This window comes from Brevundimonas sp. LPMIX5 (assembly GCF_003576505.1).
Taxonomy (GTDB): Bacteria; Pseudomonadota; Alphaproteobacteria; order Caulobacterales; family Caulobacteraceae; genus Brevundimonas; species Brevundimonas naejangsanensis.
Genome location: NZ_QWTZ01000004.1, coordinates 25,781 through 44,289 on the forward strand (window position 1 = coordinate 25,781; position 18,509 = coordinate 44,289).

General features: G+C 67.7%; 17 protein-coding genes. 9 read left to right on the forward strand and 8 right to left on the reverse strand.

Annotation, left to right across the window (positions count from 1 at the left end):
* Positions 1–7: 7 nt before the first annotated feature.
* The 7 genes from D1604_RS05155 (at position 8) to mnhG (ending at position 7,965) form a co-directional block, all read left to right on the forward strand.
* Complete coding sequence (locus D1604_RS05155; RefSeq protein WP_119412503.1) at positions 8–1,687, forward strand: alkaline phosphatase D family protein; 1,680 nt, start codon at positions 8–10, stop codon at positions 1,685–1,687.
* Positions 1,688–1,877: 190 nt separating this feature from the next.
* A complete protein-coding gene (locus D1604_RS05160) occupies positions 1,878–4,832 on the forward strand; it encodes a monovalent cation/H+ antiporter subunit A (RefSeq protein WP_119412504.1) in 2,955 nt (984 codons plus the stop codon).
* A complete protein-coding gene (locus D1604_RS05165) occupies positions 4,829–5,173 on the forward strand; it encodes a Na+/H+ antiporter subunit C (protein WP_003169848.1) in 345 nt (114 codons plus the stop codon). The genes D1604_RS05160 and D1604_RS05165 overlap by 4 nt, the downstream gene beginning before the upstream one ends.
* Entirely contained in the window at positions 5,170–6,765 is a 1,596-nt protein-coding gene (locus D1604_RS05170) for a monovalent cation/H+ antiporter subunit D (RefSeq protein WP_119412505.1), read from the forward strand. Before D1604_RS05165 ends, D1604_RS05170 begins: the two co-directional genes overlap by 4 nt.
* Complete coding sequence (locus tag D1604_RS05175) at positions 6,762–7,259, forward strand: Na+/H+ antiporter subunit E (protein ID WP_029673695.1); 498 nt, start codon at positions 6,762–6,764, stop codon at positions 7,257–7,259. The genes D1604_RS05170 and D1604_RS05175 overlap by 4 nt, the downstream gene beginning before the upstream one ends.
* Positions 7,256–7,537, forward strand: coding sequence for a K+/H+ antiporter subunit F (locus tag D1604_RS05180; protein WP_003169845.1), 282 nt, complete (start codon positions 7,256–7,258; stop codon positions 7,535–7,537). The genes D1604_RS05175 and D1604_RS05180 overlap by 4 nt, the downstream gene beginning before the upstream one ends.
* On the forward strand, positions 7,534–7,965 hold the full coding sequence (gene mnhG, locus D1604_RS05185; protein ID WP_024355212.1) for a monovalent cation/H(+) antiporter subunit G: 432 nt from the start codon (positions 7,534–7,536) through the stop codon (positions 7,963–7,965). Before D1604_RS05180 ends, mnhG begins: the two co-directional genes overlap by 4 nt.
* On the opposite strand, the gene D1604_RS05190 is transcribed toward mnhG, so the two are convergent.
* The 5 genes from D1604_RS05190 to D1604_RS05210 all read right to left on the reverse strand — a co-directional run bounded on the left by D1604_RS05190 (position 7,925) and on the right by D1604_RS05210 (position 11,432).
* Positions 7,925–8,221, reverse strand: a complete 297-nt coding sequence (locus tag D1604_RS05190) for an HPr family phosphocarrier protein (protein ID WP_024355211.1) — start codon at positions 8,219–8,221, stop codon at positions 7,925–7,927. The two genes, mnhG and D1604_RS05190, sit on opposite strands and share 41 nt — an antisense overlap.
* Positions 8,218–8,622: a PTS sugar transporter subunit IIA gene (locus D1604_RS05195; protein ID WP_024355210.1), complete on the reverse strand. Its 405-nt coding sequence runs from the start codon at positions 8,620–8,622 to the stop codon at positions 8,218–8,220. The genes D1604_RS05190 and D1604_RS05195 overlap by 4 nt, the downstream gene beginning before the upstream one ends.
* 77 nt (positions 8,623–8,699) lie before the next feature.
* Positions 8,700–9,149, reverse strand: coding sequence for an HPr kinase/phosphorylase (locus D1604_RS05200; protein WP_119412506.1), 450 nt, complete (start codon positions 9,147–9,149; stop codon positions 8,700–8,702).
* Complete coding sequence (locus D1604_RS05205) at positions 9,146–10,756, reverse strand: ATP-binding protein (RefSeq protein ID WP_119412507.1); 1,611 nt, start codon at positions 10,754–10,756, stop codon at positions 9,146–9,148. Before D1604_RS05205 ends, D1604_RS05200 begins: the two co-directional genes overlap by 4 nt.
* On the reverse strand, positions 10,725–11,432 hold the full coding sequence (locus D1604_RS05210; RefSeq protein WP_024355207.1) for a response regulator transcription factor: 708 nt from the start codon (positions 11,430–11,432) through the stop codon (positions 10,725–10,727). The genes D1604_RS05205 and D1604_RS05210 overlap by 32 nt, the downstream gene beginning before the upstream one ends.
* Before the next feature lie 209 nt (positions 11,433–11,641).
* Between D1604_RS05210 and D1604_RS05215 the strand changes: the two genes are divergently transcribed.
* The gene (locus D1604_RS05215; protein ID WP_119412508.1) at positions 11,642–13,366 is read left to right on the forward strand and encodes a hypothetical protein; all 1,725 of its coding nucleotides are present in this window, start codon (positions 11,642–11,644) and stop codon (positions 13,364–13,366) included.
* Between the two features lie 12 nt (positions 13,367–13,378).
* On the opposite strand, the gene D1604_RS05220 is transcribed toward D1604_RS05215, so the two are convergent.
* Both D1604_RS05220 and D1604_RS05225 read right to left on the reverse strand, forming a co-directional pair.
* Positions 13,379–14,602 carry an NAD(P)/FAD-dependent oxidoreductase gene (locus tag D1604_RS05220; protein WP_119412509.1) on the reverse strand — a complete coding sequence of 408 codons (1,224 nt, stop codon included), beginning with the start codon at positions 14,600–14,602 and terminating at the stop codon, positions 13,379–13,381.
* Between the two features lie 38 nt (positions 14,603–14,640).
* Positions 14,641–14,949 carry a GNAT family N-acetyltransferase gene (locus D1604_RS05225; protein ID WP_119412510.1) on the reverse strand — a complete coding sequence of 103 codons (309 nt, stop codon included), beginning with the start codon at positions 14,947–14,949 and terminating at the stop codon, positions 14,641–14,643.
* Between the two features lie 76 nt (positions 14,950–15,025).
* Here D1604_RS05225 and D1604_RS15725 point away from each other — a divergent pair, with 76 nt between their 5' ends.
* Positions 15,026–15,397 carry a hypothetical protein gene (locus D1604_RS15725; RefSeq protein ID WP_158584916.1) on the forward strand — a complete coding sequence of 124 codons (372 nt, stop codon included), beginning with the start codon at positions 15,026–15,028 and terminating at the stop codon, positions 15,395–15,397.
* A 176-nt stretch (positions 15,398–15,573) separates the two neighbouring features.
* Here D1604_RS15725 and polA read toward each other — a convergent pair whose 3' ends face one another.
* Positions 15,574–18,468 (reverse strand): DNA polymerase I, encoded by a 2,895-nt coding sequence (polA, locus tag D1604_RS05230; protein WP_119412511.1) that lies wholly within the window; start codon positions 18,466–18,468, stop codon positions 15,574–15,576.
* Positions 18,469–18,509: the final 41 nt, after the last annotated feature.

Here is an 18,509-nt window from a genome sequence, read left to right on the forward strand (position 1 = left end):
CGCGAGGATGAGCATGAACCGTCGCGGCCTGCTGGGCCTGTTTGGTGCGGGGGCGGCGGCCGGTTGCGCCACGCTTCCTTCCGGTGAAGACGTCGCTGTCGCCTTCGCGCATGGCGTCGCTTCCGGCGATCCGGCGACGGATCGGGTCATCCTGTGGACGCGGGTGACGCCCGAGATCGGACAGGCCGGGCCGGTGTCGGTCGTCTGGCGCGTGCTGGAAGGCGAGGACGACCGCGTGGTCGCCACGGGCCACGTCATGACGGGGCCGGAACGCGACTATACGGTCAAGGTGGATGCGGCCGGGCTGAAGCCGGGCCGGGATTATCGTTACGATTTCGCTGTCGGCGAGACGCAGTCGCCTTTGGGTCGGACCCGGACGCTGGCGGCGGACGGCGTGGCGCCAGTCAATCTGGCGGTGGCGTCATGTCAACTGCACCCCGGCGGACTGTTCAACGCCTATGAGGCCATCGCCGCCCTGCCGTCATTGGACGCCGTGGTCCATCTGGGCGACTACATCTATGAATATGGGGCGGAAGACGACGCCTATGGCATGGCGACGGGGGCGAAGCTGGGTCGCGAGCCGCAGCCGCCGCATGAGATCGTCACCCTGGCCGACTATCGGCTGCGTCACGCCCAGTACAAGACCGACCCCGACCTTCAGGCCGCTCACGCCCGCGCCCCTTTCATCTGCGTCTGGGACGATCACGAGACGGCCAATGACGCCTGGATGCACGGCGCGGAGAACCATCAGCCCGAGACCGAAGGCGACTTCGCACAGCGCAAGGCGGCGGCGCTGAAGGCCTATTACGAGTGGATGCCGATCCGCGAGGCTGAGCCCGGCGCGCTGAAGGAGGCGATCCACCGCAGCTTCCACTTCGGCGACCTGGCCAGCCTGATGATGGTCGAGACGCGGCTGACCGGCCGCACCGAGCCGCTGGACTACGCCAAGGATCTGACGGCCATGGAGGGACCGGACGGCGAGCCGGTGCTGGACCTGGACGCCTTTCGCGCCAAGCTGAACGACCCGGTGCGCGATCTGATGGGCGCCCAGCAGCGCGACTGGCTCAAGCGCGAACTGTCCGCGTCAAAGGCCACGGGGCGGCCGTGGCAGGTGCTGGGCAATCAGGTCGTCATGGCGCGCGTGGCCGGGCCCGACGTGTCGCGCACCCTGACCGAGGCCGAGGTTCAGGGCCTGATGGCCCGGATTCCCGAGGCTTACCGCGACCAGTTCGAACAGGCCCTGTTCCTGTTCAAGATGGGGTTGCCGTTCAACCTCGACGCCTGGGACGGCTATCCGGCCGGCCGCGAGCGCCTCTACGCGGCCTTCGCCGAGGCGGGGGTGCACCCCATCGTCCTGTCCGGCGACAGCCACGCCTTCTGGGTCAATGAACTGAAGGACGCGGGCGGCGCGCGTCGTGCGATCGAGTTCGGGACCAGCGCGATCTCCAGCCCCTCGATCGGCGACGCCATCGGCGGCTTCCCTCTCGGCGCGGCCCTGATGCAGGCCAATGACGAGGTGCGCTTCTGCGACCAGTCGGCCAAGGGCTTCATCCTGCTGACTCTGACCGAGGATCGGGCCGAGGCGGCGCTGATGCAGGTCTCGACCCTGTTCGCCAAGCCGTTCGAGGTCAGCGCGCTGAAGCAGGTCGTGGTGATTCGCGCAGACGGGGCGATAACAGGCGTCTGATCGCCAGGGCAGGGGCCGGCCGAAGGGGCGGCGCTGCGGTTCGGCGGGCGCTAAACCGTTCCTGCTACGGTCACAATCGCGCCAACTCGTCGCTTTGACGCAAGGGCGTCATTTCCCTTAGGAAAAAGTCTGGCAGAACGGTGAGGCGCGTGGGGCGTCCTCCGCAGCGCCGTCCCACAACCTATCGGAGATGATCGACACGCCCGTGCCCGCCAGCTTCCTCCTGCTAATTATACTCGTCCTGCCCTTCGTCGGGGCCATGATCGCCTCGGGGCTGCCGCGTCACGCGCGGACCTCTGCGGCTGCTCTGTCGTGGATCATCGCCCTGATCAGCGTCGGCTGTCTGGCGGTGCTCTGGCCCCGATTCCAGGACGGCGAGGTGTTGAAGCTGACGCTGGCGTGGCTGCCGTCCCTGGGGGTGAATTTCACCATTCGGCTGGACGGCCTGTCCTGGGTGTTCAGCGCGCTGATCCTGGGGATCGGCGCCCTCGTGGTGCTGTATGCGCGCTACTACATGTCGCCGAAGGATCCGGTGCCGCGCTTCTTTTCCTTCCTGCTGGCCTTCATGGGCGCCATGCAGGGCGTGGTGCTGTCGGGCAATCTGATCCAACTGGTTGTCTTCTGGGAACTGACCAGCCTCTTTTCCTTCCTGCTGATCGGCTACTGGCACCAGAACGCTTCGGCGCGCGAGGGCGCGCGCATGGCGCTGACCATCACCGCCACGGGCGGGGTGGCCCTGCTCGTCGGCATGATCCTGATCGGCCGCATCGTCGGCAGCTATGAGCTGGACGCCGTCATCGCCGCGCGCGACGTCATCCTGGCCAGCCCCCTCTATCCGGTCGCTCTGGGTCTGATCCTGATCGGGGCCCTGACCAAGAGCGCCCAGTTCCCCTTCCACATCTGGCTGCCGCGCGCGATGGCGGCGCCGACCCCGGTCAGCGCCTATCTGCATTCGGCGACGATGGTGAAGGCGGGCGTCTTCCTGCTGATGCGGTTCTGGCCCGTCTTCGGCGAGACCGAGATGTGGTATTTCGTGGTCGGCGGCCTGGGGCTGACGACCCTGCTGGTCGGGGCCTGGTGCGCCATCTTCCAGCACGATCTGAAGGGCCTGCTGGCCTATTCGACCATCAGCCATCTGGGCCTGATCTGTCTGCTGCTGGGGCTGGGGTCGGACCTGGGGGCCATCGCCGCCATCTTCCACACCATCAACCACGCCACCTTCAAGGCCTCGCTGTTCATGGCGGCGGGCATCATCGACCACGAGGCCGGGTCGCGCGACATGCGCAAGCTCAGCGGCCTGATCCGCTTCATGCCGATCACCGCCACCCTGGCCATGGTCGCCGCCGCCGCCATGGCGGGCGTGCCCCTGCTGAACGGCTTCCTGTCCAAGGAGATGTTCCTGGCCGAGGCCCTGGCCAGCACCCAGACCTCGGCGCTGAATCAGGCCCTGCCGGTGCTGGCGACCCTGGCGAGCGCTTTCAGCGTCCTGTATTCGCTCCGCTTCATCCACACGACCTTCTTCGGTCCGCCGCCGACCGAGCTGGATCGCGTCCCGCACGAGCCGCCCGCCTGGATGCGGCGCCCGGTCGAGGTGCTGGTGGCCCTGTGTCTGCTGGTCGGGGTGTTTCCGGCGGTCACCGTCGGCCCCTTCCTGCGCAGCGCGGCCGTGACCATGCTCGGTTTCGACCTGCCCTATTACAGCCTGGCCCTGTGGCACGGCTTCAACCTGCCGCTGCTGCTCAGCGTCATCGCCATGGCGGGCGGGATCGGCCTCTATGTCGTCTTCGGCAAAGCGCTGAACGCCAATCCGCGCGGCGGTCCCTGGGGCATGAAGCGGCTCAACGGCGGTTATCTGTTCGAGCGCTCCCAGGTCATGCTGATGGACCTGTCGCAGTGGATCATCCATCGACTCGGCGCCCAGAGGCTTCAGCCGCAGCTGCGCCTGATCGTGCTGACGGCCCTGCTGTCGGGAGTGGTGGCGGCGGCGGGCGGTTTCGTCCTCACCTGGCCCGAGTTCCGCGTACCCCAGGCGCACAACCTGGCCTTCGCCGCCCTGTGGCTGGCGGGCGGAGCCTGCGCCCTGGCCGCGGCCTGGCAGGCCAAATACCATCGCCTAGCGGCCGTCATTCTGATGGGCGGGGCGGGGCTGGCCAGTTGCCTGACCTTCGTCTGGCTGTCGGCGCCGGATCTGGCCCTGACCCAGCTGGTGGTCGAGGTGGTGACCACGGTGCTGCTGCTGCTGGGCCTGCGCTGGCTGCCCAAGCGGCTGGCCGAGATCCATGTACCCGAGTCCGAGAAGCGCCGTGCGCGCTGGCGTCGTCGGCTGGATCGAGGCATCGCCATCTTCGCCGGGGCGGGCGTGGCTCTGATCTCCTGGGCCGTCATGGTGCGGCCGCCGGTCGAGGGGGTGTCGCGCTTCTTCGTCGAGAAGGCCTATGAGGAGGCGGGGGGCCGCAACGTCGTCAATGTCATCCTGGTGGACTTCCGGGCCTTTGACACCTTTGGCGAGATCACCGTCCTGGGCGTCGTCGGCCTGACGGTGCTGGCCTTGCTGCGCCGCTTCCGCCCGGCCAGCGACAGCCTGTCCCAGCCGATGCAGAAACGCGTCCAGGATGCGTCTGACCGCGCCCGCGAAGGCCGCAGCGAGGGCGACACCCTCAGCGACACCATGCTGATCCCCGGCGTGGTGATGCGCTGGCTCTTCCCCTTCATCATCCTTCTGGCCGTGCATCTGTTTCTGCGCGGGCACGACCTGCCGGGCGGGGGCTTCGCTGCAGGGGTTGCGCTGTCGATCGCCTTCATCCTGCAATATATGGCGTCTGGCGCCCGCTGGGTGGAGGAGCGGCTTGAGATCCGCCCGATCATCTGGATCGGCGTCGGTCTGTTGATCGCCGCGATCAGCGGCGCCGTGGGCTGGATTTTCGACCAGCCGTTCCTGACCTCCTATTTCCAATACGCCGACCTGCCGCTGCTAGGCCGCGTGCCGCTGGCCAGCGCCGTGCTGTTCGACCTGGGCGTGGTGGTGCTGGTGGTCGGCGCCACCGTTCTGGTGCTGGTCGCCCTGGCTCACCAGTCGCTGCGCCGCGCGCGCATCGAGGAAGCCGAGGCTGAGGCAGAGGCCGAGCAGAAGGGAGGGGCGCAATGACCCAGATCGTCCTGGCCCTGGCCATCGGCGTGCTGACCGCCTCGGGGGTGTGGCTGATGCTGCGCCCGCGCACCTTTCAGGTCGTCATCGGCCTGTCGCTGGTCTCCTATGCAGTCAACCTGTTCATCTTCTCCATGGGGCGGCTGCGTTCGGGCGCGGCGGCCTTCACCAGCAAGGGCGCCGAGGATCCGGCCCTCTACGCCGACCCGACGCCTCAGGCTCTGGTGCTGACGGCCATCGTCATCAGCTTCGCCCTGACGGCCCTGTTCCTGGTCGTGCTGCTGGCCTCGCGCGGCGAGACGGGCAGCGACCATGTCGACGGCCAGGAGACGCCCGAATGACCGATTGGCAGGAACATCTGATCATCGGGCCGATCGTTCTGCCCATGGTCATCGCCGCGGCTATGCTGCTGTTTGACGAGCGGCGCCGTCTGCTGAAGGGCGGCCTCAGCCTGTTCGCCATGGCCGCCATCCTGGTCATGGCCCTGGCCCTTCTGCATGAAAGCGCGACCGGGGCGGCGGGCGGCGGCGACACCGCCCGCGTCTATCAACTGGGCGACTGGCCGGCGCCGTTCGGCATCGTCCTGGTGGCGGATCGTCTGTCGACGCTGATGGTGGCCCTGACCAGCGTGCTGGGCGCCTGTTCAATGATTTTCGCCCTGGCGCGATGGGACAGGGCCGGGCCGCGTTTCCACGCCCTGTTCCTGCTGCTGGTCATGGGCGTCAACGGGGCCTTCCTGACCGGCGACCTGTTCAACCTCTTCGTCTTCTTCGAGATCATGCTGGCGGCTTCCTACGGCCTGGCCCTGCATGGTTCGGGCGAGGCGCGGATTCGCGCCGGGCTGGCCTATATCGCCGTCAACCTGACGGCTTCCATGCTGTTCCTGATCGGGGTCAGCCTGATCTACGGCGTGACCGGCACCCTCAACATGGCCGATCTGGCTGTGCGCATCCCCCAGATCGCCGCGGCGGACCGGGGCCTGTTCCACGTCGGGGCGGCCGTGCTGGGCGTGGCCTTCCTGACCAAATGCGCCATGTGGCCGCTCGGCTTCTGGCTGACCACCACCTATTCGGCGGCCAGCGCGCCGGCGGCGGCCGTCTTCGCCATCCTGTCCAAGGTCGGCGCCTATGTGATCATCCGTCTCAGCTTCCTGCTGTTCGCGCCCGACAGCGGCGACTCGGCCGGGTTCGGCCAGTTGTGGATCCTGCTGGGCGGGCTGGCGACCATCGGCTTCGGCACGGCAGGCATGATCGCGGCGCGCGACCTGTCGATCGCGGCGGCCTACGCCGTCATCGTCTCTTCGGGCACGGTGCTGGCGGCGGTCGGGACCGGTAACGCCGACGTCTTGGGGGGAGCGGTTTTCTATCTGGTCGGCTCGACCCTGGCCTGCGGCGCCCTTTTCATGCTGGCCGAGGTGCTGAACAGAGGCCAGGACCTGGGCGCCCGCTCGGGCCGCGCCGTCTTCGACGATGAATATTTCGATCCCTTTGACGACGAAGAGCGCAATGAGCCGGGTCTGGTCATTCCCGCGGCGGTGGCGGCTTTGGGCGGAGCCTTCCTGATCTCGACCCTGATGATCGCCGGCCTGCCGCCGCTGGCGGGCTTCATCGGCAAACTGGCCATGATGGAGGCCCTGTCGGGTCTCGGCGGCTGGGCTGGGTACGGAGTGATCGCGGCCCTGTCCTTGGCCTCTCTGGGCGCGCTGATTGGTCTGACGCGGCTGGGCATGGCGGCGCTGTGGGCGCGCGATGACGACGCTGAGCCGGCGATCGTCGTCGGCGCCGCCGAGGGCGTGGCCATTGCGGGCCTGCTGGCGGCCTGCCTGTTCCTGGCGGTTTTCGGCGAGGCGGGCTTTACCTACGCCGACCACACCGCCGATTGGCTGGTGCGGCCTGACGCCTATATCCGCGCAGTGCTGGGAGGCGGCGCATGATCCGGGCGGTTCTGCCTCACCCCATACTGTCACTGGGACTGTTCGGGGCCTCGCTGCTGCTCAGCGGCTCGACGGCGCCGCCGTCCCTGGCTCTGGCCCTGCTGATGGCTCTGGCGGCGCCTCAGATCATGCGCGTGCTGGATGTCGAGCCGGTGCGGCTAAGAAAGCCGCTGACTTTGCTGAGCTTCGCCGTGGTCGTCACGCGCGACATCATCCGTTCCAACTGGGAGGTGGCGCTGGTCGTACTGGGTCTGAACCCGTCGGGCGACAAACGCGTCTCGGGCTTTGTTCACATTCCGCTGGAGATGCGTGATCGCTATGGCTTGGCGGTTCTGGCGGTGGTCATCACCAGCACCCCGGGCACGATCTGGGTGGAGTATGAGGACGCGACCGGCGTGCTCCTGCTTCACATCCTCGACCTTCAGGATGGGGACGACTGGGCGGAGCGCATCAAGAATCGTTATGAGCGCCGTCTGATGGAGATTTTCGAATGAGCGGCGCCGTCTTCTACTGGGCGCTGGTCGTGGCGCAGCTGTTTCTGGCGGGCGCGGCCCTGATCGGGGTGTGGCGCATCGCCAAGGGTCCGCGCGCCCAGGACCGCATCCTGGGACTGGACACCCTTTATCAGGCCGGGATGCTGCTGATCGTCGCCTTTGGCGTGCGGACGGGAACCCAGCAGTATTTCTATGCGGCCGTGATCATCGGCATGCTGGGCTTCACCTCTTCGGTCGCTCTGGCCAAATTTCTGATGCGCGGCGAGGTGATCGAATGAGCGGCTTTCCGGCCAATGTCCCGGCCTGGGCGGCCCTGCTGGCGGCGGGGCTGGTGCTGTTCGGCGCCGGGCTGACCTTCATCGGCGCGCTTGGTCTTGTGCGGCTGCAGACCTTCTATGAGCGGGTTCATGCCCCGACTCTGGGGGCGACGCTGGGCATGTTCGCGGTCTTGTGCGGCTCGGTCGTCTATTTCACCGGGGCCGAGGGGCGGTTCATGCCGGTGGAACTGCTCGCGGCGGTCTTCTTCACGGCGACGACGCCGGTGACGCTGATCATTCTGGCCCGTGCGGCTCTGTTCCGCGACCGCACGGATCGGTCAGGCGACGGCGTCAGGGTGCCGCTGGAAGGCGAGTGCGCGGGCGTGGTCCGGACGCCGCCGGACGTGATTACTGATCCTCGTCGAAGCGACGCGCCACAAGATCGGTAAGGGCGGCCACGGCCTCCGGGGCGTCGCGCCCCTGTGCCTTCACCTCCACGTCGCAACCGATCCCCGCCCCCAGCATCAACAGGCCCATGATCGAGCGGGCGTCCACGCTCACCCCGTCGCGCGTGACCTGAATCTCGGATTCGAATTCCGAGGCCAGCTTGACGAATTTGGCCGAGGCGCGGGCGTGCAGACCGCGCTGGTTGCAGATGTTCAGGGTCGCCGTCGCGCTGGAGGCTGGATCGGCCGTGTCGGTCATTTTTCGCCCGCCAGGACCCAGGAGGCGACCGAGATATATTTGCGCCCGGCGTCCTGAGCATGGGCCACGCAGGCCTCAAGGCTTTCGCGGCCGCGTACGCTGGCCAGTTTGATCAGCATGGGCAGGTTCAGCCCGGCGATCACCTCGGCGCCGGTCTGCTCCATCACGGAGATGGCCAGATTGGACGGGGTGCCGCCGAACATGTCGGTCAGCAGGATCACGCCCTCGCCCTCGTCGACGGCGGCGGCGGCGTCGACGATGTCGCGGCGGCGCCGCTCCATGTCGTCTTCGGGGCCGATGCAGATGGCGGCGACGCCGCGCTGCGGCCCCACCACATGCTCCATCGCCGACAGGAATTCAGAGGCCAGGCCCCCGTGGGTGACGATCACCAGCCCGATCATATAGGCTTCACCAAAGACATCCCCTGCTCGCCTGCGCGAGCGACAAGCCTCATTTCATAGGGCAATCGCGGCGCGGATCAAAGAGCGGGCGGCGCCATCGCGGAAACGGCGTGAAGGGCGGCCGTTGCGACGGCCGCCGCCGAGGCCGGTCGCGGGTCCAGATCAAGCTGAGGCAGGGACACGCCCTCTATGGTCCGCCAGGTCGGCTGCGGCAGACGCTCGACCGGCTCTCGCGTCAGGCGCAGGGCGAGGGCCAGGCGCGTCGAGGGGCGGAAAGGCCGGGTGACGATGCCGACGCCGCGCACCTCCATCCGGCCGGCGATGGTGTCGGGCGCGGCGGCGTACAGGGCGCCGCGACAGGCGAAGACCTCCACCCAGTCGTCGCCGACCAGCCGCCAACCGTCCTGCATCAGCCGCAGCGCCAGGTCGCTCTTGCCTGAGCCCGACGGTCCCTGAATCAGCACGCCGCGCCACCCCTTCGACGTGCGGGCGGCGACGACGCTGGCGTGGACGGGCTCGGGGGTCATGCGCGCTTGCCGACGGCGGGCAGGCTGACTTCGAAGCGGGCCCCCAGCACGGCGCCGTCTTCGCCCTTGCGGTTCTCGGCGCGGACCCGGCCGCCGTGGGCGTCGACGATCTGGCGCACGATGGACAGGCCCAGCCCCGAGTTGGCGCCGAAGGCCGTGCCCTTGGGCCGCGAGGTGTAGAAGCGCTCGAACACCGTCTCCAGATTCTCGGCGGGAACGCCGGGGCCGTCGTCGTCGATGCGGATACGCAGCGGTAGATCGGGCTGGCTGTCGTCACGAGACAGGCTGACGCGCACCTCGCCGTCAGCCGGGCTGAACGAGCGGGCGTTGTCGATCAGATTGCGGAACACCTGACCCAGCGGCACGTCGCGGCCCATGACGCGGGCGTTGTCGGTCGCTGCCGTAAAGCGCACGGTCGGCTCATCGGGTTTTCGACCGGCCTCATAGACGCCGATGATGTCGCCCAGTAGTTCGTTCAGGTCGATGGCGCGTGGTCGGTCGCGCGACAGTTCGGCGTCCAGGCGCGAGGCGTTGGAGATGTCGGTGATCAGACGGTCCAGACGTCGGACGTCCTGTTGCAGCAGATTGGTCAGGCGCGCGCGCTGCTCCTCGGTCTTGACCAGAGGCAGCGTCTCCAGCGCCGAACGGATCGAGGTCAGCGGGTTCTTGATCTCGTGCGACACATCGGCGGCGAAGCGTTCGATGGCGTCCATCCGGGTCGACAGGGTGTCGGTCATCGATTCCAGCGCGCGGGCCAGGTCGCCGATTTCGTCCTTGCGGTCTTCCAGGTCGGGCAGGGAGATGGCGCGGGCGCGTTGCAGACGCACCTGATCCGCCGCCGCCGACAGCCGCATGACCGGCCGGGCCACGAACAGGTGCAGCACCAGGGACGCCAGCAGGTTCACCGCCAGGGCGACCAGGGCGAACGGCATCAGGGCGCGGCGCTGGGCGTCCAGGGTGGCGTTGACGTCGCCGGCCTCCAGCGTCAGCACGCCCAGAACCTGCTGCACATGGCGCACAGGCAGGGAGACGGAGACGACGCGCTCGCCTTCCTCATTGCGACGCAGGGACGCCTGGGGGGCGCCCGTAAGCGCGCGCTCCACTTCGGCCGACAGTTCAGCGTTGGCGCGGGCCAGGCGCGCTTTCTCGCGCGGCGAGGGCTCGTCGGAGGCCAGGGCCGTCCCGGCCGGATGGGCGGGGGGGAGGGGCGCGCCTGGAATGGTGTCGCTGACCCGGTAGGAGTCGGACACCTCGATCCCGTCGACGTCGAACAGCCGGGCGCGCTGGCCGGCCGGAATGAAGTTGTCGCGCAGCCACAATGCGGCCGCCCGATCATCCAGCATGGGATAGGGATCGCCCTGGGTGATGCCCAGTTCGCCCAGAACGTTGGACAGAAGCTCGGCCTGGACGCCGAGGGATTCCTGACGCGCCTCGATCAGCCCCCGCCGCCATTCGTTCAGCAGCAGGGCGCCGCCGAACAGGATCAGCAGGCTGAGAAGATTGAGGGCCAGGATGAATCCGCCCAGGCGCGATCCGCCGAAGCGGAATCGGCGCCGCGCCCGGACGGTTTCAGGTTCAGCTCTCGCGGTAGCGGTATCCGACGCCATACAGGGTCTCGATAGCGTCGAACTCAGGGTCGACCATGCGGAACTTCTTTCGCATCCGTTTCACATGGCTGTCGATGGTGCGGTCGTCGACATAGACCTGATCGTCATAGGCGGCGTCCATCAGGTTGTCGCGGCTCTTCACGAAACCGGGGCGCTGGGCCAGGGCCTGAAGCAGCAGGAACTCGGTGACGGTCAGCTTCACCGGCTTGCCGTCCCAGGTCGATTCGTGGCGCGCCGGGTCCATCGACAGCTTGCCGCGCTTGATCGCCTTGCCGGCTTCGGCGGCGGCCGGGTCGATGGGGTCCAGGCCTTCGACGCCGGCGCGGCGCAGCAGGGCCTTCACCCGTTCGATCAGCAGACGCTGGCTGAAGGGTTTGTGGATATAGTCGTCGGCGCCGAGGTTGAAGCCGAGGATCTCGTCGATCTCCTCGTCCTTCGACGTCAGCATGATGACCGGCAGGGCGGAGGTCTGGCGCAGGCGGCGCAGCACTTCCATGCCGTCCATGCGCGGCATCTTCACGTCCAGGATCGCCAGGTCAGGCGGGGTCGTCTCCAGCGCTTCCAGGCCCGAGGCGCCGTCGTGATAGGCGGTCACCGTGTGGCCGTGGCTTTCCAGAGCCAGGGAGACGGAGGCGACGATGTTCTCGTCGTCGTCGACCAGAGTGATGTTGGCCAAGGGCTTCTCCTTAGTGCGGGCGGGGAACGTCCGGTCCGCCGTCGTCTGCACAACGCACGGCAAGCGTAACTGTTCTACTCGATCGTGGTGACTTTACGTTCACACAAAATGGAGCGCGTCGTCGCGGCTTTCAACCACCGGAGTCAAAAGCGAAACCCGACCTTAAGCTTGGGGGCGCAGGATAGGCGTCTGTGCTTGCGAAGGGCGTCATGGCCGGTCCTGTTCATTACGAAATCTACATCCGCCGCACGGCGCCGGCCGACTGGTCCCTGCATCAGGCGGTGGAGGATCGTCGTCAGGCCGTCGACGCCGCCGAAGACCTGCTGCGGGATCGCGAGGCGGTCGCCGTGCGCGTCACCAAGGAGACGCTGGACCCCGAGACGATGGAGTTCGCCAGCGTCATCATCCTGACGCGCGGCGCGCCGGAACTGTCGCGCAAGCGCCCGCCCGCCGTCGATCAGCGCGGCCCGGCCTGTCGCGGCGTCGGCGACCTGTACGCCCCTCATGCGCGCGAGACCATCGGCCGGGTGCTGGAGGACTGGCTCAACCGTCAGGGCGCGACGGCGTTCGAACTGCTGCACCGCCCCGATCTGGCCGAGCGGCTGGAGGCGTCCGGCGTCGAGCTTCAGCACGCGATTCAGAAGATCGCCGTGCCCGAGGCGCAGGCCACCCCGGGCCAGTCGGTGCACGACCTGATGCGCCACTATCAGCGCCTGGCCGAACAGGCGATCGAGCGGCTGCTGACCACCGGGCGCAAGAAGCAATTTCCCAGCTTTGAGGATCGGCCGGTCGCGGCGACGGCCCTGGCGCTTCAGGGCGCGGCGGACCGGGCCTTTATCATGGGCGGAGCGGTGGCGGGCGCCCTGCGCGGCCTGCCCGGCGCGCGGGCGCGGGTCGAGCGGCTGATGGACATCTGCGATCAGGCTCCGGCCGAAGGCGCTCCGCGCGCCCTGGTGCTGGTGCCGGTGGAGCAGATTCTGTGCGAGCTTCTGGGCTCCCGTCACGGCCTGGCCCAGGTGCTGGGGCCGGGGTTGGATCAAGGCGCCAGCCTGGCGGCGGTGGTGCGCATGGCCGCCCCGCGCGAAGTGGACGCCGTCCTGGCGCAGGACGCGCGCCTCAGCCTTCTGGCCCCGCCGATCGAGGGGCCGGTGCGGCGTCTGGGCGAACGACTGGCGGCGGGCGAGTTTCCCCTGCTGGCCGCCTCTCTGGCGCGCATGGTGCTGCGCGAACTGATGAGCCAGCGCCGCCTGCGGCCCGGCGACGCGGTCGGCGAGATCGAGATCCTGCGCGTCCTGGCGATGGCGCTGACGGCCACGGCGGGGCGTCTGCTGACGCTGGAAGAGGTGCAGACCGCCTTCATCGAGCGGTCGAAAGGGCTGGTCGCGGCCGATTTCGTCGCCGCCTATGTCAAGGATTGCGCCAGCGTCCTGTCGGAAGCCGAGCGGCTGACGCGCCTGTGTGAAAACGTCACCGGCGGCGCCAATAAGCGGGCGGCCGCGCGCTGGCTGGACGCCTGCGTCGCCTCCCTGCGTTTCGAGACGGAAATGCGGGCCCGGACGCCCGGCGCGACGCCGCCGGGACAGCGGCTGATGGCTCTGGCCGAGCTTCAGCGCGGCGTGCGCAAGGCCGGACTGTTCGAGCGCGAGACGCAGGGCGTGGTGGAGGCCCTCGGGGCCGTCGGAGGTTCGATCGAGGCCGATGCCCGGCTCACGGCTCAACTGGCCCGCGCGCCTGCTCCGGTCCCGCAAAAGCTGGCGGTCCTTCTGCGTCTGGCGGCGGGGGAGACGGGGCCGAGCGGACCGGTCGCGGAGCGCGCCCGCGCCGAGGCGCTGCGCCTGATGCGCGCCCCCGACGTCCGCGCCGCCCTCAGCGCCGAGCCGCAGGCGGTTCAGGCCCTGCGTCCCCTGATGCAGGCGGCCGGACTGGCGGCCTGAGGCCTTACTCGATCAGCAGTGTTGGCCCGCCGCCCAGCCCGACGACCAGGCCCACTGGAAGTTGTAGCCGCCCAGCCAGCCGGTCACGTCCGCGACCTCGCCGATGAAGAACAGGCCGGGGACCGCCTTGGCCTCCATCGTCTGTTGATCGAGGGCGGCGGTGTCGACCCCGCCCAGCGTCACCTCGGCGGTGCGATAGCCCTCCGAGCCGACCGGCTTGACCGTCCAGGCGTTGATCGTCTCGGCCAGGGCGCGCAGCTTCTTGTCGCCGACCTCGGCCAGTTTGCCCGACAGGTTTTCGCGCGCGCACAGGGCCTCGGCCAGACGGCGCGGCACGACGCGGCCGACGGCAGTGTGCACGGCCTGCTTGCCGTTCTCGCTCTTGGCGGCCAGAATTTCGGCGGCCGCGTCGCGGTCGGGGGCCAGATCGACGGTGATCGCCTCGCCCTCGCGCCAGTAGGAGCTGATCTGCAGGATCGACGGCCCCGACAGGCCGCGATGGGTGAACAGAAGGCCTTCGCGGAAGACGGTTTCCTTGGCCGGGCGGCCGGGACCCGCCTCCTTGGGCGCCTTGTGGCGGACCACGGCGTCCACCGACACGCCCGCCAGCGGCTTGAGTTGCTCCAGCAGCCCCGGCTCGAACGTCAGTGGAACCAGCGCGGGCCGGGTGTCGGTGACGCGCAGGCCGAAGCGCCGCGCGACCTCATAGCCCCAGCCGGAGGCCCCCATCTTGGGAATGGACTTGCCGCCGCTCGCCACGACCAGAGAGGTCGCCGTCACGCGCGACCCGTCGTCCAGATCGACCTGAAACCGCTCGCCCGCGCGCTCGACCTTTTTGACGCCGACGCCCAGCGACAGGGTGACGTCCGCCGCCTTCATCTCGTCCGTCAGCATGCGGATGATCAGCTTGGCGCTGTCGTCGCAGAACAGCTGGCCCAGCGTCTTTTCGTGCCAGGCGATGCCATGGCGATCGACCATCTTGATGAAGTCGTGCTGGGTGAAGCGCCGCAGGGCCGACAGGGCGAAGCGCGGGTTCTCGCCCAGGAAGTTGGCGCCGCTCGTCCCCAGATTGGTGAAGTTGCAGCGTCCGCCGCCGGAGATGCGGATCTTCTCGCCGGGCGCGCGGGCGTGGTCGATCACGCGCACGCGACGGCCGCGCTTGCCCGCCTCGATGGCGCACATCATGCCGGCCGCGCCGGCGCCGACGATCAGGACGTCGATGTCTGAAGACTTCATCGCCCCGCCCTAGCAGGGGAAGACGCGCGAAGCGACCGTCAGAGGCCCAGCATGGCCCGATAGGTGGGATGCACCTGATCGGCGTATTCCGGGTGCTTCTTCAGATAGCTGGAGAAGAAGGTGCACGTCGGCAGGATCAGCAGGCCCTTGTCCTTCAGATCGGCCAGGACGTGTTTGGCCATGCGGCTGGCGATGCCGCGCCCTTCCAGCGGGACCGGCACGAGGGTCTCGGTGATCAGGCGCCCGCCCGCGACGGGGTTGTAGATGACCACGGCGGTCTCGCCGTCGATGTCCAGCTCGTAACGCTTGGCTTCTTCGTTGTCGCGGATTTCGGGGTCCAGGCTCATGGTTGTGCTCTTGTTCGAGTTGATGAGAATCTAAGTAAGAGTAACGACAGCTGATGATGGGGATGGATTTTGAAACGTGAAAAATATTGATCCGCTCAGGTATGCTTTAGAAATTAATCCTTGGACGCCCGCAGACGATTTGCGTGAAGCTACCCTTTGGCGAGGCGTTATAGTGGGAGCGTGGGGAAGTGTCGAAACGACGCTGAAAGAAATTGCGTTGAGGGCATCAAAAACAGACCCCTATGGCTCGATCGATTGTCGTATCCCGAATAGCAGGTCGGAATTGGTATCTCACCTTAGAGGTGTGTTAATAATTGAAGGCCCTCTTTGCTCCATCAGAAATGAAATTGATGAGCTGCTATCTGGTTATGATCAAGGAGCTAATGATCGAAATTTGCTAGCCCACGCGCATATGGAAGTACTGGGAAATTGGGGGGGCTACCTTTAAAGCGTTTCATGCAAAGCGCGATAAACAAGGGGGCGATCACTTCGTCTACAATCGGATCAGGAAAACGATAGGCGAACTCGATGATATGGCGCGAATAGCCACAGAGCTAAGCCACAAGGTCCAGTTCATTCGAGATCGTATTGATGAAGGCGCTCTTCTGATGTCTATCGGCTGATTTAATGCGCGCCGTCCCAGTTCGGGGCCGCCTTGGCCTCGACGTCCAGGGGCACGCTGAGATCGACGACAGGCAGGGCGGCGCCTTCCATGATGCGGCGGATGACGGCGATGGCGCGGTCGGCCTCGGCCTCGGGGGCCTCGAACACCAGTTCGTCGTGGACCTGCAGCAGCATGCGGGTTTGCAAACCGGCATCAGCCAGGGCGCCGGGCATACGGATCATGGCGCGGCGGATGATGTCGGCGGCCGCGCCCTGGATCGGGGCGTTGATGGCGGCGCGCTCGCCGAACTGGCGCTCGGCGCCGGACTTGGAGTGGATGGCCGGGATGTGGATGCGCCGCCCGAAGACGGTGGTGACGAAGCCCTGCTCCTTCACCAGCGCCTTGGTCCTGTCCATATAGGCGCGGATGCCGGGGAAGCGCTCGAAATAGGTCTTGATGTAGGCTCCGGCCTCGCCCTGATCGATGCCCAGCTGGGCGGCCAGGCCGAAGGCGCTGATGCCGTAGATGATGCCGAAGTTGATGGCCTTGGCCCGGCGACGCGTCTCGCTGGGCATGCCCTCGACCGGCACGCCGAACATTTCGGACGCGGTGGCCGCGTGGATGTCGAGGCCGCTCTTGAAGGCGCGCTTCAGCTCGGGAATGTCGCCGATGTGGGCCAGCAGGCGCAGCTCGATCTGGCTGTAGTCGGCTGAGATCAGCACATGGCCCGGTGAGGCGATGAAGGCCTGACGAATCTGGCGTCCCGTCTCGGTGCGGATCGGGATGTTCTGCAGGTTGGGGTCGGATGAGGCCAGACGCCCCGTGGTCGCCGCCGCCAGCTGATAGGAGGTGTGGACCCGGTTCGTCTGCGGGTCCATCGCCGCCACCAGGGCGTCGGTATAGGTGCCCTTCAGCTTGGACAGCTGGCGCCAGTCCAGGATGGTGCGGGGCAGGGGTTGCGTCTGAGCCAGCTCCTCGAGCACGCTGGCGTCGGTGCCCCACTGGCCGCTGGCGGTCTTCTTGCCGCCGGGCAGGTTCATCTCGCCGAACAGGATCTCGCCGATCTGGCGCGGGCTGCCGACGTTGAACGGGCGACCGGCCAGCTTGTGCGCCTCCTCCTCCAGCTCGGCCATGCGCTGGCCGAAGGTCGAGGACAGGGAGCGCAGCCGGTCGGGGTCGACGCGAACGCCGGCCCGCTCCATGTCGGCCAGGACGGCGGGCATGCCGCGCTCCAGCGTCTCATAGACGCTCGACAGGCCCTCGGCCGCCAGACGCGGCTTCAGCAGGCGGTGCAGGCGCAGGGTCACGTCAGCGTCCTCGGCGGCGTAGCAGACGGCCGACTTCAGCTCGACGTGCTTGAAGCTTTTCTGGCTCTTGCCGGTCCCCGCCACGCTCTTGAAGGTCATCGGTTCGTGGCCGAGGTGCAGGCGCGCCAGTTCGTCCATGCCGTGGCCGTGCAGACCGCCTTCCAGCACGTAGGAGATCAGCATCACGTCGTCGATCGGGCTGACACGCACGCCGCGCCGGGCCATGACAGCGAGGTCGTATTTGATGTTCTGGCCGACCTTCAGCACCGACGGATCTTCCAGCAGCGTCTTCAGCCGCGCCAGCGCCGTCGGCTTGTCGATCTGTTGCAACGGCGGGCGGGCGTCGCCGCCGTCCCCGAAGTCCAGACCGCCGTCGCCGGTCGGCTCGTGCTCATGCGTCAGGGGGATGTAGCAGGCGTCGTTCGGCCCGACCGCCAGCGACACGCCGCACAGCCCGGCGTGGGTTGAGGACAGGGCGTCCGTCTCGGTGTCGAAGCCGACCACGCCCGCCGCCTTGGCCCGCGCGATCCAGCGGTCGAGGTCTTCCAGCGTCTGCACGCACTCATAGCGGCCGTGGTCGATGGCGTGGATTTCGGCCGGGGCCGCAACTTCGGTCTGGCCATAGCGCGGCGTGGCGACCGGCGCCGTCGGCTGGCGCGTGAAGGCGGAGCCTTCCTTCTGCGGCGCCTTGCCGTCGCCGACGCGGCGGGCCAGCGAGCGGAACTCCATCATCTCCAGGAAGGCCGACAGTGTTTCGGGGTCCGGGGCGCGGATGATGAAGTCGTCGATCGGTTCGGGGATCGGCGCCTCGCAGTCCAGCTTGACCAGTTCACGCGACAGGCGGATCTGATCGGCGAAATTGATCAGCGTCTCGCGGCGCTTGGGCTGTTTGATCTCGCCCGCGCGGGCCAGCAGGGTGTCCAGATCGCCGTATTCGTGGATCAACTGGGCCGCCGTCTTGGGGCCGATGCCGGGGGCGCCGGGCACGTTGTCGACGCTGTCGCCGATCAGGGCCTGAACCTCGACCACCTTGTCGGGCGCGACGCCGAACTTCTCGAACACGGCCTCCTCTTCGAGGCGGCGGTCCTTCATCGGGTCATACATGACCACGCCGTCGCCGATCAGCTGCATCAGGTCCTTGTCGGAACTGACGATCACCGCCTCGCCGCCCGCGTCGCGCGCCTTGCAGGCATAGGTGGCGATCAGATCGTCGGCTTCGTATCCGACCATCTCGACGCAGTGGACGCCGAAGGCCTTGGTCGCCTCGCGCACCAGCGGGAACTGCGGCACTAGATCTTCGGGCGCCGGGGGGCGGTGGGCCTTGTACTGGTCGTAAAGGTCGTTGCGGAAGGTCTTCTCCGAATGGTCGAAGACGGCGACCAGATGCGTCGGGCCGTCCTCGCCCTTCATGTCCTTCAGCAGCTTCCACAGCATGTTGCAGTAGCCCTGCACCGCCCCCACGGGCAGGCCGTCCGACTTGCGCGTCAGCGGCGGCAGGGCGTGGTAGGCGCGGAAGATGTAGGCCGAGGCGTCGATCATCCACAGCCGCAGGGGCGGCCCGTCTTGAGTGAGGGGGCGGGCGGGGATTTCGGCGAGCGCGTCGGTCATGGCGCGAACATAGGGGGCGGCGACGCCCCCGTCATCCGGCC

Bases quoted from the DNA above. Each gene is read 5' to 3' on its own strand.
- D1604_RS05155 (WP_119412503.1), top strand. From the start codon at position 8: ATGAGCATGAACCGTCGCGGCCTGCTGGGCCTGTTTGGTGCGGGGGCG.
- D1604_RS05160 (WP_119412504.1), top strand. From the start codon at position 1,878: ATGATCGACACGCCCGTGCCCGCCAGCTTCCTCCTGCTAATTATACTC.
- D1604_RS05165 (WP_003169848.1), top strand. From the start codon at position 4,829: ATGACCCAGATCGTCCTGGCCCTGGCCATCGGCGTGCTGACCGCCTCG.
- D1604_RS05170 (WP_119412505.1), top strand. From the start codon at position 5,170: ATGACCGATTGGCAGGAACATCTGATCATCGGGCCGATCGTTCTGCCC.
- D1604_RS05175 (WP_029673695.1), top strand. From the start codon at position 6,762: ATGATCCGGGCGGTTCTGCCTCACCCCATACTGTCACTGGGACTGTTC.
- D1604_RS05180 (WP_003169845.1), top strand. From the start codon at position 7,256: ATGAGCGGCGCCGTCTTCTACTGGGCGCTGGTCGTGGCGCAGCTGTTT.
- mnhG (WP_024355212.1), top strand. From the start codon at position 7,534: ATGAGCGGCTTTCCGGCCAATGTCCCGGCCTGGGCGGCCCTGCTGGCG.
- D1604_RS05190 (WP_024355211.1), bottom strand. From the start codon at position 8,221: ATGACCGACACGGCCGATCCAGCCTCCAGCGCGACGGCGACCCTGAAC.
- D1604_RS05195 (WP_024355210.1), bottom strand. From the start codon at position 8,622: ATGATCGGGCTGGTGATCGTCACCCACGGGGGCCTGGCCTCTGAATTC.
- D1604_RS05200 (WP_119412506.1), bottom strand. From the start codon at position 9,149: ATGACCCCCGAGCCCGTCCACGCCAGCGTCGTCGCCGCCCGCACGTCG.
- D1604_RS05205 (WP_119412507.1), bottom strand. From the start codon at position 10,756: ATGGCGTCGGATACCGCTACCGCGAGAGCTGAACCTGAAACCGTCCGG.
- D1604_RS05215 (WP_119412508.1), top strand. From the start codon at position 11,642: ATGGCCGGTCCTGTTCATTACGAAATCTACATCCGCCGCACGGCGCCG.
- D1604_RS05220 (WP_119412509.1), bottom strand. From the start codon at position 14,602: ATGAAGTCTTCAGACATCGACGTCCTGATCGTCGGCGCCGGCGCGGCC.
- D1604_RS05225 (WP_119412510.1), bottom strand. From the start codon at position 14,949: ATGAGCCTGGACCCCGAAATCCGCGACAACGAAGAAGCCAAGCGTTAC.
- polA (WP_119412511.1), bottom strand. From the start codon at position 18,468: ATGACCGACGCGCTCGCCGAAATCCCCGCCCGCCCCCTCACTCAAGAC.